10 protein-coding genes are annotated in these 15,171 nt (G+C 71.4%); 5 read left to right on the top strand and 5 right to left on the bottom strand.

Going from position 1 to position 15,171, the window contains the following annotated elements:
* Positions 1–120 precede the first annotated feature (120 nt).
* Genes HHX31_RS14675 through HHX31_RS14660 form a run of 4 tightly spaced genes read left to right on the top strand, consistent with a single transcriptional unit; the run spans position 121 to position 5,593 of the window.
* The gene (locus HHX31_RS14675) at positions 121–1,278 is read left to right on the top strand and encodes an acetyl-CoA carboxylase biotin carboxylase subunit family protein (RefSeq protein ID WP_169948801.1); all 1,158 of its coding nucleotides are present in this window, start codon (positions 121–123) and stop codon (positions 1,276–1,278) included.
* Positions 1,275–2,882 carry an IucA/IucC family protein gene (locus HHX31_RS14670; RefSeq protein ID WP_169948800.1) on the top strand — a complete coding sequence of 536 codons (1,608 nt, stop codon included), beginning with the start codon at positions 1,275–1,277 and terminating at the stop codon, positions 2,880–2,882. The genes HHX31_RS14675 and HHX31_RS14670 overlap by 4 nt, the downstream gene beginning before the upstream one ends.
* A gap of 3 nt (positions 2,883–2,885) precedes the next feature.
* Entirely contained in the window at positions 2,886–4,502 is a 1,617-nt protein-coding gene (locus HHX31_RS14665) for an IucA/IucC family protein (protein ID WP_169948799.1), read from the top strand.
* Positions 4,499–5,593: a type III PLP-dependent enzyme gene (locus HHX31_RS14660; protein ID WP_169948798.1), complete on the top strand. Its 1,095-nt coding sequence runs from the start codon at positions 4,499–4,501 to the stop codon at positions 5,591–5,593. Before HHX31_RS14665 ends, HHX31_RS14660 begins: the two co-directional genes overlap by 4 nt.
* On the opposite strand, the gene HHX31_RS14655 is transcribed toward HHX31_RS14660, so the two are convergent.
* Positions 5,581–6,465, bottom strand: a complete 885-nt coding sequence (locus HHX31_RS14655; RefSeq protein ID WP_169948797.1) for a hypothetical protein — start codon at positions 6,463–6,465, stop codon at positions 5,581–5,583. The genes HHX31_RS14660 and HHX31_RS14655 overlap by 13 nt on opposite strands.
* A gap of 268 nt (positions 6,466–6,733) precedes the next feature.
* Here HHX31_RS14655 and HHX31_RS14650 point away from each other — a divergent pair, with 268 nt between their 5' ends.
* Complete coding sequence (locus tag HHX31_RS14650) at positions 6,734–7,471, top strand: Uma2 family endonuclease (RefSeq protein ID WP_169948796.1); 738 nt, start codon at positions 6,734–6,736, stop codon at positions 7,469–7,471.
* A gap of 421 nt (positions 7,472–7,892) precedes the next feature.
* Here HHX31_RS14650 and HHX31_RS14645 read toward each other — a convergent pair whose 3' ends face one another.
* The 4 genes from HHX31_RS14645 to HHX31_RS14630 form a co-directional block, all read right to left on the bottom strand.
* Positions 7,893–9,650 (bottom strand): copper resistance protein CopC, encoded by a 1,758-nt coding sequence (locus HHX31_RS14645; protein ID WP_169948795.1) that lies wholly within the window; start codon positions 9,648–9,650, stop codon positions 7,893–7,895.
* A complete protein-coding gene (locus HHX31_RS14640; RefSeq protein WP_169948794.1) occupies positions 9,647–10,393 on the bottom strand; it encodes a YcnI family protein in 747 nt (248 codons plus the stop codon). Before HHX31_RS14640 ends, HHX31_RS14645 begins: the two co-directional genes overlap by 4 nt.
* A gap of 97 nt (positions 10,394–10,490) precedes the next feature.
* The gene (locus tag HHX31_RS14635; RefSeq protein WP_169948793.1) at positions 10,491–11,861 is read right to left on the bottom strand and encodes a multicopper oxidase domain-containing protein; all 1,371 of its coding nucleotides are present in this window, start codon (positions 11,859–11,861) and stop codon (positions 10,491–10,493) included.
* Positions 11,862–12,008: 147 nt separating this feature from the next.
* Positions 12,009–14,168, bottom strand: coding sequence for a hypothetical protein (locus tag HHX31_RS14630; protein ID WP_211589673.1), 2,160 nt, complete (start codon positions 14,166–14,168; stop codon positions 12,009–12,011).
* Positions 14,169–15,171 lie beyond the last annotated feature (1,003 nt).

Raw genomic sequence — 15,171 nt, 5'->3', positions numbered from 1 at the left:
GTCATCCTTCCACCGCCGCCGCCCCGGCAATCTCCCGTCCCGTGGCGTTCGCCGGTCAAACGATCGACACCAGGACTAGGATGCTCACGCTTAGGTTAGCCTTACCTACTCGGAGGGCCGGTGCGGCTGTACGTCACCACGCTCAACCCGACCGACTCGGTGACCGCCGGGTTCCTTCCCGCCGCGGCCGCGCTGGGCTGGGACGTGACGATACTCACGGACCAGCCTGATCGGTACCCGGGGCACGACGTCGTGGCGGCGGACGTCCGCGATCCCCGGGCCGTCATCGACGCCGTGGCCGCCCACCACCGGCCCGACGTGATCTTCTCCAACTCCGACCATCTCCAGGCCGCCACCGCGCTCGCCGCCGAGTATTTCGGCCTTCCCGGCAAGGACTGGCGGGCCTGCGTCACCGCCAAGGACAAGGCGCTGACGCGCCGCGCCCTCGCCGCCGTCGAACCGGTCAGGTCCGTACGGATCCCTCCCGGCGCGGAACCGCCGGAGGACCTGCCGTACCCGGTCGTGGTCAAGCCCGCGCTCGGCGTGGCCAGCGAGGACGTCGTGTTCGTCGACGGGCGGGAGGCGCTGGCCGGCGCCGTCGCGGCGATCAGGCGGCGGCGGCCGCAGGACGTCCTGGTCGCGGAGGAGTTCCTCGAAGGGCCGCTCCGCACCCTGGAGACGCTGGGCGACGGCGCCGCCCGGCGGGTCGTCGGGGGGTTCGCCACCACGCTCGGCCCGCTGCCGCGCTTCGTCGAGGAGCGCCTCGACTGGCGGCCCCCCGACCCGGACCACCTGCCCCACCTGACCGCGGCGCTCGACGCGGCGGGGGCCGGCTTCGGGATGTGCCACACCGAGTACGCCGTCACCCGCGACGGCCCCCGCGTCATCGAGATCAACTATCGGCTGATCGGCGACAACTGCGACTTCCTGCTCGCGGACCTCCTCGGCGTGCCCCTGCACCAGTGGATCCTGCGCGTCCACGCGGGCGAACCGCTGCCGGCCTTCGACCTCGACGCCGTTCCCGCCGCGTACGGATCGGTGGTCAGCCTCGTGGCCGAGCGCTCCGGCACGGTCATCGGCGCGCCGCCGGACCTCTCCACCCGGCAGGACGGCGTGCGGTTGTGGCACCGGGCGCTGCGCGAGATCGGCGATCACGTCGAGCTGACGGGGACGAACCGCGACTACCTGGGCCTGCTCCGCGCCCTCGGCCGGGACCGCGCGAGCGTGGACGCCGCCGTCGACGCCTTCAGGAAGGACCACCCTTGGGTGCTCACATGACCAGGGAGGCCCGCGACGGTCGGGAAGTTACCGACCGTGAGCACTACCTGGCGGCGCGGGTGCTGAACGCCCTGCTGCGGGAGGACTACGCCGGGATCACCGCCAGGATCACCCGCGACAGGGACGGGGTCGCGATCGTCCTCGCCTCCGGGCGGCGGGTCGGGCTCGCGGCCGGCGACCCGTTCCAGGACTTCTCGACGGCGCGGCACGAGCGCCTGGCCCTGGCGGAGGTGCTGGAGACGCTGGAGGCCGTCGCCCACCCCGCCGACGCCGAGGGGGTCGCCGCCTTCGAAAGGGAGTGCCAGGAGGCGCTCACGGCGCTGGAGACCCACCACCGCATGCGCCACGAGGTGGCCGGGCGGCTGCGCGCACGTCGCGGCCTCATCCGGTACGAGTCGCTGGCCGCCACCGTGGACCATCCGCTGTATCCGACGGCCCGCTGCCGTCTGGGGATCTCCCCGGCCGGCCTGGCGGCCCACGCCCCCGAGTTCGCCGCCGAGTTCGCCATGCGGTGGGCGGCGGCGCCGCGCGAGCGGGTGACGCTCTCCCGCACTGATCTGCCCGGCTGGTGGCCCGCGCCAGGGGACGTCGGGCTGCCGTCCTGCCTGGCCGGGACGCATGTGCTCTTCCCCGTCCACCCGCTGACGGAGCCGCTGGTGACCCGGCTGCCCGGGGTCGTCCCGGGGCGGGAGCCGTACCTGACCGTGCGGCCGACCCTGTCCACCCGGACGGTCGAGGTCGCCGACCGCGTCCACCTCAAGGTGCCGCTGGCGGCCAGCACGCTGGGCCTGCGCAACCGCCGGTCGATCAAACCCGGCACGTTGCGCGACGGCGCCCTGGCCGAGTCGCTGCTGCGCCGGATCCTGGCCCGCGAGCCCCGCCTGCGCGTCTCGCTCGCCGACGAGCAGACCTACGGGCACGCCGGGCACGAACACCTGGCCTGGCTCGTCCGCGGCCTGCCGGAAGGCGAGATCGTCCCGGTCGCGGCCCTGCTCGCGCCGCTCGCCGGCCGCGACGGGCGGCTCGTCCTGCACGAGGTGGCCGAGCGCCACCACGGCGGCGACGCGGAGGCGCTGCTGCGCGACTACCTCGCGGTGCTGCTGGAGTGGAACGTCACGCTGTTCGTCCGGTACGGCGTCGCGCTGGAGGCCCACCAGCAGAACCTCGCGCTGCTGTTCCGCGACGGGCCCGTGCGCCTGCTCGTCAAGGACAACGACGGGCTCCTCGCCTCGCCGCGGCGGCTGCGCGCGGCCGGGCTCGACGTGCCCGGCTTCGGTGACGAGCGCATGCTGACCGACGACCCGTACGCGCTCGCCGACGTCTTCGTGACGATCACCCTGCACCTGGCCGCCATGGCCGTGGCCCACGGCGCGCTGCCCGGCCCGGCCGCCACGCTGGTCGCACAGGCCCTGGCCGCCGCGCTCGACGCGTACGGGGACGACCCTGCGGCCCGGCTGCTGCGGGCCCGCACACTGGACGCCGACCGCCTCACCGGCAAGTCGATGGTCGTCGCCGGGACGCTCGTGGCCAAGGACCGCACCGGGGCCAGGGACGTCAACAAGTTCTACGGCACGACCGGCCCCAACTATCTGAGGGGCGCCTGAGCCGTGGACCGCCTCCTGCTGGACCCGCACGCCGCCGCGGCCGAGGAGGCGGCGCTCGGGGCGCTGCTGCGCTGCTGGCTGCGCGAGGTCGGCGGCCCGCGCGGCCACGTGCGCGCCGCCGGCCCCCGCCTGACGCTGCGCGTGGCGGGCACCCCCGTGCGGGTGCGCGTGCGCGGCGGCATCGCGCTGCGTTTCGACGGACCGCCCGAGCAGCTCACGGAGGGGCGGTGGAGGCCCCTCGACCTGCCGTCCCTCGTCGCGCTGGTCGAACGGGAACTGGACGGCGGCAACGAGGAGTTCGCCGCTCAGGTGCTGGCGGGACGCGAGGCGGCCGCGGCGATCCGCGCCGCCCGCGCGCGTGCCGTCCCGCCCGCCGACCCGTGGCTCGCCTCCGAGCAGGCCCTCGTGGCCGGGCACCCGTTCCACCCGTCGCCCAAGGCCCGCGAGGGCGACGGCTGGCTCGGCTACGCGCCGGAGACGCACGCGCGGTTCGCGCCACGGCTGCTCGGCGTGCGCGCCGACCTGGTGGCCCAGGAGGGCGACACGGCCGCGCTCGACGCGTTCGGCGGCGCGCCGGAGGGGTACGTCCCGTTGCCCGCCCACCCCTGGCAACTCGACCTGCTCGCCGCCCGCCTGCGCGGGCCGCTCGCGGACGGGCGGCTCGTCGACCTCGGGCCCGCCCCCCGCGCCGTCGTGCCCACCTCGTCGGTCAGGACGGTGTACGACCCCGGCACCGGCATGTGCCTGAAGTTCAGCCTGGACGTGCGGATCACGAACTGCGTGCGGAAGAACGCGTGGTACGAACTGACCGGCGCGGTCGAGCTGACCCGGCGGCTCGCCCCGGTCTTCGACCTGCTGGCCAGGCGCTTCCCCGGCACACGGTGGCTGCCGGAGCCCGGCTACCGGTCGGCCGCCCTCGCCACCCGGCTGCTCGAAGGGCTCGGAGTGATCGTCCGTACCGGCCCGTGGGGGGTGTGCGGGCCGGGGACCACGCCGGTGCTCGCCGGCGCGGTCGCCTCGGGCGGGGACGGCGTCCCCGAGGCCGTCCTGGCGCGCCGCGCGGCCGACCCGGTCGCCTGGTGGGAGGCGTACGTCGAGCGCGTGGCGCGGCCGGTGCTCGACGCCTTCTTCCGCCACGGCGTCGTGCTCGAAGCGCACGTGCAGAACGTGCTGGTCGGCTTCGACGCCCGTGGGTGGCCCGTCGAGGCGGTCTTCCGCGACCTGGAGGGCGCCAAGCTGGTCGCCGGCCGGCACGACCTGACCGGCCTGCCGGTCGAGGTGGCGGGCCCCCTGTCGTACGACGCCGCGCGCGGCTGGAACCGGGTCGCCTACTGCCTGGTCGTCAACCACCTGGCGGAGGTCGCCGCGACGACGTCCTGTGGGTCCGACGACGTCCTGCGCGCGCTGTGGGCGGCAGCCCGGGAGATCCTGCGCCGCTACGCCGATGACCACCCCTCGGGGCCCGTGGAACCGCTGACGCGGCTGCTGGCCGGGGCGCCGCTGCCCGCCAAGGCCAACCTGGGCGTGCGCTGGGCGCGGGCGGCCGACCGGACCGCCGGATACGTCCCCGTCCCCAACCCGCTCGGCGTGCGGCGCGCGGCGGAAGGAGAGCGCCGATGACCATCGAGGTGCCCGCGGGCGTGCGGAAGGTCGCCGAGTCGCTGGACGACGTCCCCGCCTACGTCTACGACCTCGCCGGGCTCGCCCGCCACGCCGCCGCCGTACGGGCCGCCCTGGCGGGGACGGAGATCTGCTACGCGGTCAAGGCCAACCCCGACCCGGAGGTGCTGCGGGCGCTCGCGCCGCACGTGGACGGCTTCGAGGTCTCATCGGGAGGCGAGTTCGCCCACGTCAGGGCGGTGCTGCCGGAGGTCCCGCTGAGCTTCGGCGGGCCGGGGAAGACCGGCGCGGAGCTGGCCCTCGCCCCCTCGGCGCACCGCTGGCACGTCGAGAGCCCGGCCGAACTGCGCCGGATGCGGGAACCGGCCGACGTGCTGCTGCGGGTCAACCTCGACGTCGACGTCACCGGCGCGGCCCTCACCATGGGCGGCGGCGCCACGCCGTTCGGCATGGACCCCGGCGGGATCGCCGAGTGCCTGGCCCTGATCGGCGCCTCGCCGGTGCGGCTGCGCGGCCTCCACGCCCATCTCGCGAGCGGCCTGGCCGCGCCCGGCCTGCTCGCGCTCGCCGAGGCCGTCCTGGCGTACGGCAGGAGCCTCGGCCTGCGCGAGTTCAACCTCGGCGGCGGCATGGCCGTCTCCTACACCCGCCCGCACGAACGGTTCGACTGGGCGGCGTACGGCGGGGGCCTGCGGGCGCTGGCGTTGCCCGGCGAGACGCTGCGCGTGGAGCCGGGACGCGCCCTGACGGCCTACTGCGGGTGGTATCTCACCACGGTGCTCGACGTGAAGCGCGTCCACGGGGAGTGCTTCGCCGTGCTGTCCGGCGGCACGCACCACCTGCGGACCCCGGTGACGAAGGGACACGACCAGCCGTTCGCCGTGCTCACGAGAGGCGGAGCGGGCGAGGACGGGCCGGTGACCCTGGTGGGGCGGCTCTGCACCCCCAAGGACGTCTTCGCCCGCCGCGTCACCGCCTCACCCGCCGTCGGCGACGTCGTCGCCTTCGCCATGGCGGGCGCGTACGCGTGGAACATCTCGCACCACGACTTCCTCATGCACCCGAAGCCCGAGTTCCACTACCTGCGCTGAGGGTCGAGGACCCGGGCGGAGTTGGCGAGGCGGGCCTGGTTGAGCGACCTGATGACATCGAGCCGGGCGCGGTTCCTGTCGATGACCCGGTTCTGCGCCTCGACGTAGACCGTGCGGCGGACGGCGGAGTAGCCGGTCTCGGCCCGGCATTCCGCGTCCGCGACCGCGGTGTCGATCTCGGCCCGGGTTCCACGCGGCCGGACGACGCGCTCGTCGGCGGCGCTCGACGCCCAGGGGACGTCCTCGGTGCTCCGGTAGTCGAAGCCCTCCGACCTCATGCAGTCGCTCCACTCGCGTTCGGCCGCCGCGATCCTCGGGTCCTCATACGCGAGGTCGGACGCGCTGTCGCGGAGCCGGGGGACCTCGTCGTCGTCGAACCTCCTGCCGATGTCGGCAGGCGCCACACCCCTCGCTCCCCGATTCAGAACGGCGTCGGCCCCGGCCATGCAGCCTCCGGGCGGCACCTTCCGCCCGTGGTGTCGCCGGACCTTCCCTTCCAGCACATAGAACTCGTCGTCGGTGACGGAGTACGACGGAATGCCGGTCATCTCATCCGGGTTCCGCCCCTTCCCCAGATATCCGGATTTGGCGGCCTGGCCGGGGTCGAGCCATCCGAGGTAATCGGCGTTGCGCAGGTCGGTCACCGGTTCGACGGCGGGAAACCGGAAATCGAGCCCCACATGGCGCATGCATTCCTCGGCCAGCATGAACCGGGCCCGTATCACCTGGGCGCGGTCCTTCGCGCCGAGACCGTAGGCGTCCAAGGGGAGGGTGAAATCCGGCGCCTGCGGCGGATTCGCCGCCGCAGGCGCCGAACACCCGGCCACCACCGCGACGCAGGCCGCCGCCACCATCATCCGCACAACCGACATAGGACATTCATAGCCGATCATGAAGAGTCGGCCTCGGCGAAAGAACTATCGCTCTCGCGGAGAATTCAGAGCCTGTCGCGGGACATTTGCGACGGATGTGCCATTAACGACCGATTCGCGGAGCCGGTTTTCCCCCTCCCGGTAGGGCTTTCCTTCACCTCGTTACCCTTCCGAAGAATCGCCCTCCCCTTTCACTCCGCTGTTACTTTCCGTGCCGATCCAGAGACGGTCCGTACCATCACATGGAGGAGCAGGAGAGGATGGCGCCATGGCCCTCACGAAGCCGACCAAGCGCGGCAGGCACGATCGCCCTGTCCCGCGCAAGCAGGACGACCCCGTCCCCGACGATGTCGTCTTGGACGAACACGAGCCCTCAGATGCCGGGAAGCCCGAAGAGTCCCAAGAATTCCCTGACGAGGTGCTGCACCTGTGCGTGCAACTCCACAACGCCGGTTATCGGGCGGAGATTCGTCTCGGGCAGGTCGTCGTGACGCCACCCGCGGGAAGGGAGAGCACATACATCATCGATAGGCTCTTCAATCTGCTGATCCCGCTGAAACTGGCGAACGGCTGGCGGTTCCACCAGACCTGGGGGGTGCACATCCCGCCGTATCAGGATCTTCGACTGCCCGATCTCATGGTCGCCCCCGACGAGGTCGAGCAGTTCGACGACATGCGCATGCGCGGGCGCTGCGCCCTGCTCGTGGTTGAGGTGTGCTCGCCCGGGACTCGCAAGGTCGACTGGCGAGAGAAGCCACTCGACTACGCGCGGGCGGGCGTGCCGCTCTACCTGATCGTGGACCCCGTGACGTCTCCGCGCAGGGTGACGCTGATGAGCGATCCCCTCTCCGACCTGGAGCCCCTCGACTACCACCGGCAGGCGTACCGTCAGATCGTCACCGTCGAGGAAGGCGAGGTCCTGGAACTGCCAGAGCCGTTCGGGATCAAGCTCGAGACGAGCGCGCTCTTCGACCAGGCGGTCAGTCCTCGGGAACCCGCTGAATGAGCGCGGTGAGACCGTCCGTGTCGAGAGGTCCACGGGGCGGGCGGTCTCGTTCGAGCGTGCGTAGTGGAAGGCCGCCCCGACCTTCTCCAGCGGCACCCCGGCCAGCGAGGCCCAGGCCACCCGGTATGCCGCGAGCTGGACCGACTGCGGGCGCTCGCGCCGCACGTGGACGGCGGACCCCGGCGGGATCACCGAGTGCCTGGCCCTGCTCGGCACCTCGCCGGTGCGGCTGCGCGGCCTCCACGCCCATCTCGCGAGTGGTCTGGCCGCGCCCGACCTGTGCGCGCTCGCCGAGGCCGTCCTGGCGTACGGCAGGAGCCTCGGCCTGTGCGAGTTCAACCTCGGCGGCGGCATGGCCGTCTCCTACACCCGCCCGCACGAGCGGTTCGACTGGGCGGCGTATGTTGCCCGAATCCGCCCTTCATGCGCTCACGTCGACCACGACGCGAACAGTGGCCTGGTCCGTCTCCGTGGTGCGGACCGTGAGAACGGCCTGCCAGCGACCCGGGAACGGCAGGTTCAGCTGGCCGATGTAGTGTCCGCCGCCGCCCTGGAGCTCCACCGGGATCGGCCCGAGGTCCCGGTCTGTGAGGGTCATGGCGGCGTGCACCTCCGGCACGTTGAGCGGCGCGCCGTTCGGGTCGAGCAGCGACAGGTGCAGCTGCGCCGGCCCCACCTTGGGTGGAAATACCGCGAGCAGCACCGCACCGCGCGCGGCGGGGCCGGAGCCGGCCGAGAACGGCACGGGTGTGGGCACGGCCGGCACCGGCGCGGCCGTGTTCGCGGGCGCCGCCGTCGAGCCCCGCCCGGCGTACGCCGAGCGGGCCGGCTCCATGGCGACCAACGCGGCGGACAGGCCGAGCACGACGGCGCCCACCGCCGTCTCGGCCAGCAGCCGCCGGTAGAACGCGTAGAGCTGGTACGGGTCAGGGCCGCCGCGGCGCCGGTTGCCGCCCGCGCCGTAGTGGCGGGCGACCCATCCGCGGGCAGCGGCGCCGAACGCGACCAGCACGACCACGAGGGCGACCTTCGCCAGCAGGACCCAGCCGTACGCGGTGGCGAACAGCGTCGGCAGCGACCCGACCTGCCGCCATGCCTGGAACAGGCCGGTGGCGGCCATGAGCGCCACGCACACCAGCGCCGTGTGCGAGAACCGGGGCACCGCCACACGCAGGGTCACGGCGTCGCGGGCCGGCACGTGCGTCAGGGCGAGCGCGACGAGACCCCCGAGCCAGACCGAGCCGCCGACGAGGTGCACGACGTCGACCGGCACGGCGAACCCGCCGGCCTCGCCCGTCACGCTGTGGTTCGCGATGCTCCAGGTCACGGCGAGCGCCGCGGCGGCCGCGAGCACCGCGGCCGCGGCCGTCCACCGCGTGCGGCGGTCCGGCGCGTCCGGGTAGCGGTTCAGCAGCCAGACGAGCGCGGGCGCCGCGGCGAGCAGCAGACCGACGCGAATCCCGAGGGCACGGCCCAGGCCGGTGGCCCACGTCGTGGACAGCAGCCGCGGGTCGAAGGCGCCCGCCAGATCGCCGTCGGCCACGTACGGCCCGTACAACAGGAAGGAGGCGATCGCGGCGGCGAGGCTGGCGCCCCAGCCGGCCCACAGCGCCCGCCGGGCCGGCCGTCGCCGCGCACCGGCCGGCCAGCACCACGCCAGGTAGAACGCGGTGCCGACCAGCACGGCGAACCCTGCGAACGCGGCCCACCGGGCGGCGCCGTACGCCGTCGCGACATCGCCGTGACGATCGTCCGGGGGCGTCACGCCGGCCGGCCCGCTGCCCGGCGTACCGACGGTGAACGTGTAGGCGCCCTGTATCGGGTGGCTGTCGGAGGACACCACCCGCCACGAGACGGTGTAGACGCCGTCGGCGAGTTTCCCGTTCAGCGGGGCCTCCACCGACGTGTCGTCGCCCACGCGGTGGACCGGTGCGCCAATGCCGATGCGGGCGCCGTCTGGGCCGAACAGCCGCACGCCGTCCGGCGGCACGGTCACCGGGTCGGTGAACTGCAACAGCAGCGTCCGAGGGGAGTCCTGGTAGATCTGGCCGTTGGCCGGCGCGGCGTGGACCAGTTCCGCGTGCGCCCAGGCAGGGCTCGCCACCACGAGGGACACGACGATGGCGAACCCTGCGAGGAGGACGGCGAGCCCCGCGCCGCGTGTCCTGGTGCGGGTCACCGCGAGAGCCGCGCGGCGGTGTCCGCCTCCGCGAGCGGCGCGGAGGCCGGCACCGGGGTGCGCCGGCTCAGCCCGGTCGCGGCCGCCGTCAGCAGCGCGAGGGCGCTGAGCGCGAGGCCTGCCCAGCCGAGCAGACGAGCGACGCCGTCGCCGGTGGGGGTGGGGGTAGGGGTGGGGGCGACCGCGACGGGCGCGTTGGCCTGCGCGTCCGCCGGCTTGACGTCGATCACCGGTGCCGGGTGTTCGGGCCGTGGCGCGCCGGCCTCCGGGATGTCGATCCAGCGGACGACCTCACCGTTGCTGTAGGTCTGCAGCGCCTTGAACACGAGCTGGCCGGGCGTGGTGGGCAGCGGACCGAGGGACACCTCGAAGACCTGGAACTCGCCGGGTTTGATGGCGCCGCCCTCCCACACGATGCCCGCGACGGCCTTGTCGGCGGCCTCGTCGCCGGGCCCCGCGGACGCGGCGTTCGGCAGTTGCCGGGTGGCGACAGTGGCCGTCCAGCCCGGGACGGGGCGCAGGGAGACGCTGGCGAGCTGGGCGTTCTCCGGGAAGACGACCTCGACGCGGGTCGTTTTCGCGTCCGCGCGCTCCGTGGGCACCTTGAACGCGAACGTGCCGTAGCCGCCGGTGGTGGCGACCGAGGGGGAAACGGTGACGTGAGCCCACGCCGGCGAAGTGGGGGCGAGCAGGACGGCGACGCCGGCGACGAGCGTCGCGGCGACGGCACGGACAAGCTTCATGCACGGACTCCTTGCGCGTATCGGTATGTGGAGCCCGTGCCGGCCAGGTGCGCTCACGGCTGACCGGCACGGGTTCTGAGGCGGGTTCAGCCGGCGATTACGGCGTTACATTGACGACCGTCACGAGGCCGAGCATGCCGTTGGGTCCCTCGGAGTGGGAAAAGATGTGGCAGTGCAGCAACCACTTCCCGGGCTCTTTGGGCTGGAAAACTATGTCGTACGTCTGTCCGACGCCGACGTTGAGCGTGTCCACGGTGTACGGTGAGGCGAGCTTGTTGCCGTCTTGGGCCACGACCTGGAACGCCGCGCCGTGCAGGTGCATCGGGTGGATCATCTCGGGGCCCGCGCCGATCAGCCGGATATGGACCTTCTGGTTGGCCGCCGCCGTCAGCGGCACCGTCGCCGGGTACGACTTGCCGTTCAAGGTGAACCCGTTGGAACCATCGCCGATCTCGATGGTGTAGTGCTTGTCGGCGGCGATGTCGCCCAGCGTCGGGGTCACCAGGAGCGCGCCGTAGAGGCCCCGGCCGACCTGGCCGCCACCCATGTGCGAGTGGTACCAGTGCGTGCCGGTCGCCTTGGCGGTCCACTCGTACGTGTAGGTCTCGCCGGGCATGACGTGCGGCTGGGTGATGTCCGGCACGCCGTCCTGCGCGTTCGGCAGCACCATGCCGTGCCAGTGCACCGCCGTGTGCTCCGGCAGGTCGTTCTGCACGATGACCCGCACCTTGTCGCCCTCGTTGATCTTTATGGTGGGGCCGGGCACTATGCCGTTGAACGTGTACGCCAGCTTCACCACCCCGGGCGAGACCTCCCAGTCGGTTTGCGACATGCACAGCTTGAACACCTTGACGCTGCCGACCAGCTCGTAGGCGGCCAGCCGGGTGCCATCGCCCTGGTCGGCGCCGAGGACCGGGTTGTCGCAGGGCGCGGAGCCGGGCGCCGGCGTCGGGGTGGCGCTCGGGCTCGCGCCCGGGCTGCCACCCGGCGACGGGCTGGCGCCGGGCGAACGGCTCGGGCTCGGCGACGGGCTCGCGCTCGGCGAGCGGGACGGCGACGGCTGTGCCGTTCCGGCGTTGATGATGCCGGTCATGTACGGGTGGAGACTGCAGTAGTAGTTGTACGAGCCGGCGGCGACGATGGTGACCGTGAAGCTCGCCCCGGGCGGCAGGTCCGGGGACGTGAAGTCGCCGCGTATGGCGTGGACGGTACCGTCTGTCTCCTGGTTGACGAACGTGACCGTGTCGCCGGGTGCCAGCGTGAGCACGTCCGGCGTGAACGCGAAGTTCTTGATCGCGATCGTGTGGTTCGCCGCTTGCGCGGCCTTCGGCGCGAACAGTGCCGTGCCGGAGACCAGGATCGAGAGCGCGATCACGCCGATCAGCATCAGCCGCCGTACCGGTGGCGAGGCGTCGGAGAGGGCGCGCCGGAGGGCCGCGAAGGGCTCCGGCGCAGTCGTATCAGGCATGGGTGTACTTCCTCGTCTACTGTGGAATGCACGCGCCCACGTCTCGGCGGCCGAATGGACCGGCGTGGGTGGTGCGCGATGGGGGGCCCTGATCAGGGGGAGGGACCGTCCGCTTTACGGTCCCTCCCCCGCCGCGCGGGCCCGCAGTTACTGGCAGACCCCCGGGTTGATGGGGTTGAGCTGAGCACACGTGAGCTGGTTCGCCATCTCCGGCGTGGCGTTCTGCACCCAGCCGTTGTAGACGATCGGGTAGGGGAGGACGCCCTGCCCGCCCATGCCGTTGTAGCCGGTCACGACGTCATCCGCGACGGTGCCCGCGGCCGAGTCGAGAACCATCTTGCCGACGATCGCGGCGTCGGCGGGGTTGCCGTCGCCGTTGGGGTCGGGGTCGATCACGGCGAGGGTGTTGGCGAACTTGCTCGACACGTAGGCGTAGTAGCCGCCGCCGCGCTTGGCCCCGAAGTTGATGCCGTGACAGCCGGAGTCGCACGGCAGGTACTTGATGACCTTGTCGGTCTTGGGGTCGATGACGGCGATGTTGCTCGTGAGCGTGTTCGCCACGAACACCGCGTTGCCGTCAGGGCTCACCGGGATCTGGATCGGCAGGCCGCCGAAGCTCCCGGTCGTCGCTCCGGTCACCATGTCGTAGTTCGCCCACAAGTTGATGGCCTTGTAGCCGACGTTCGTTCCGCTGTCGCTGCGGCACGCCGCCCCGTCCAGTGAGATGCAGGAGACGCTCTGGCCGAGGAAGTTGGCCACGTAGTACTTCGAGGAGTCCGGCATCATGCCGGTCGCGATGGGCAGCTGCTCGGTCTGCGCCTCCTGGATCGAGCCCGACGGCACGTCGACGATCGTCGAGTTGTTGTGGTTGACGTTCGGCGTGACCATGGTGCGCGCATCGGCGCTCATCCAGTGGGCGTGCGGGTGGGCCGGTGTCTTGCCGGGACCCTGCACCAGGATGCGTCTGTCGATCTGCGTGGCACCCGGACTCAGTTCGACCACCGCGTTGCCGGCGTTGATGGCGACGTGGATCTGGTCGGTGTCGGTCCGGGTCATCACATGGGATGGGTCCGGGCCGACCTGGATAGTTCGCACGAGCTTCCCCGTGGTCCGGTCGAACACGGTCAGGCGGTCGGAGAACCATTCCGTCTGATAGATGTACTTTCCGTCGCGGTCCGACCACATGTTGTGCGGGTTGTTGAGGTTGATCTGTGGTAGCGCCACCTTCCGGGCTACGGTCCAGTTCTGCACGTCGACCTTGGTCGCCGCGCCGGACTTGACCTTGCCGGCGTACTGCTCCATCTGGGTGTCGACCCAGAGCTCACCGACGCCGGGCACGCTCGGCCGCTGGGTCAGCGCCGGCAGCGTGACGCCCTCGTTGAACTTGCTGTTGTAGTACGCGTCGAGGCTCGGAATGATCACCGGCTGCTCGTTCGCGTCGTACTGCAGGATCGGCGCGGGCGGGTAGTAGGGGTTCCAGTTCTTGGTCTGCGTGTTGCTGAAGACCTGCCAGTTGTCGGGCGTGGTGATCCGGAAGAACTTCTGCACGAGCTCCTGCACCACGTCGGCCGAGCTGGGCACGACGATTCCGCCCTTGACGTTGACGTTGAGCTTCTTGCCGAAGTCCAGGCCGGGCGTGAGCGGGTCGTCCACGACCACAGCGCCGAGCATGTACGGGTGGATCTTGCAGACCCACGCGTACAGGCCCGGTTCGGTCAGGCTGGTCTCGGCGTTGCCGATGAACGCACTGTTCTGGTCGAGCGGCTGCGCGCCGACCGGCCAGATCAGGCTGGTCACCGAGTGGGCCGAGGCGGCCGCCGGTGCCGCCACCGTGAACTTCGCCTTCGGCGCGAGGCTCAGGTCCGCGGGCGCCAGCGCGGCGACCTCCTTGAGCGTGCGCATCAGGTCGAGCCCCACGGGCAGGCTGCCGAGCGGGACGGCGCTGCTGCCCGGCGTCGTCAACAGTTGCTGGCTGAGCTGGTTGATCTGCGTCTTGGCACGCTGGATCGTCGGGTTCAGGAATCCGAGCAAGCCGCCTGCCGCGTCGACCGCGGAGTTGAGCTGGTCGAGGTTGAGCAGGCTGTTGACGTTCACACCGAGGCTGCCGATCAGCGGTGCGGTGCCGTTGAGCAGCGGCAGGTTGAGCAGGCCGCCGCCGAGATCGCCGTTGAGCAGCGTGTCGGTGTCCAGCGGCAGCGACGCGAGCTTGGTCCGCGGCGTCACGGCGACGCCGAGCGACCGCGTGCCGAACAGCGTCGCACCGGTGTCGAACCACGCACCCTGGTCGTCGGTGAGCGTGAATTGCACCGGCGTTCCTACACCGATCGGAAGCGCCTGGGATGAGGTAGGACTGACCCCGATTGTTACCAAAGCCAGGATGGGGGTCAGCAGCCAAGCCAGTCGTCGCCGACTGGCCCGGCGTCGGGCGGCGAGAAAGCCGCGTGGGGGAGAATGCATGCACTCCTCCTGAGGTGGGGTGAGATCGATGACGCCAGCCGGATGTTTCACGCGCGGCTAGGGGCAGTTAACTCGCAGTGAACGGGCGATCACGCGCAACACGGGTTACGAACGCCTCAACATGGCGCTGCGGCATCCGTGAATCGGGTCGGTTCAGGACCAAAATCAGGTCGAACCGACCGGAGCGGAATTGCGCCACTCAGGCGGCTTATGGACAAATACAAACGGCCGACAGCGGACGCCACCACCCCGCAACAAACCGTGTCACCTGGCCCAACGGGCAGGGTTTACCGAATACTCCATCGCCGGCGACGGGGCGCATGACGTGACACGCACCGGCACCCTTCACCACTCATGAGACGCCAAAGGCCGCGCGGGAGAAAGATCGCGCTGAACTGGAATACGAGCGTGATGATGTTTCACGCACAGCTCGGCGCCGTTAACTCGCAGTGAACGGGCGATCACGCGCAACACGGGTTACGAACGCCTCAACATGGCGCTGCGGCATCCGTGAATCGGGTTGGTTCAGGACCAAGATCAGGTCGTACTGACCGGGGCGGGATTTGCGCCACGTAGGCGGCTTATGGGACGAACACAAACGGCCGACAGCGGACCCGACGACCACGCAACAAGCCGTGTCACGTGGCCCAACGGCCAAGGTTCACCGATCACTTCATCGCCGGCGACGGGACGCACGGCGGAATTTAGAGCCTGTCGCGGGACATTTGCGACGGATGTGCCATTAAGGACCGATTCGCGGAGCCGGTTTTCCCCCTCCCGGTAGGGCTTTCCTTCACCTCGTTGCCCTTCCGAAGAATCGCCCTCCCTCCACTCCGCTGTTACTTTCCGTGCC

Origin of the sequence: Microbispora sp. H11081 (genome assembly GCF_012999535.1) — a bacterium.
In the GTDB taxonomy this organism is placed as follows: domain Bacteria; phylum Actinomycetota; class Actinomycetes; order Streptosporangiales; family Streptosporangiaceae; genus Microbispora.
This window is presented reverse-complemented; position numbering and strand designations above follow the sequence as displayed.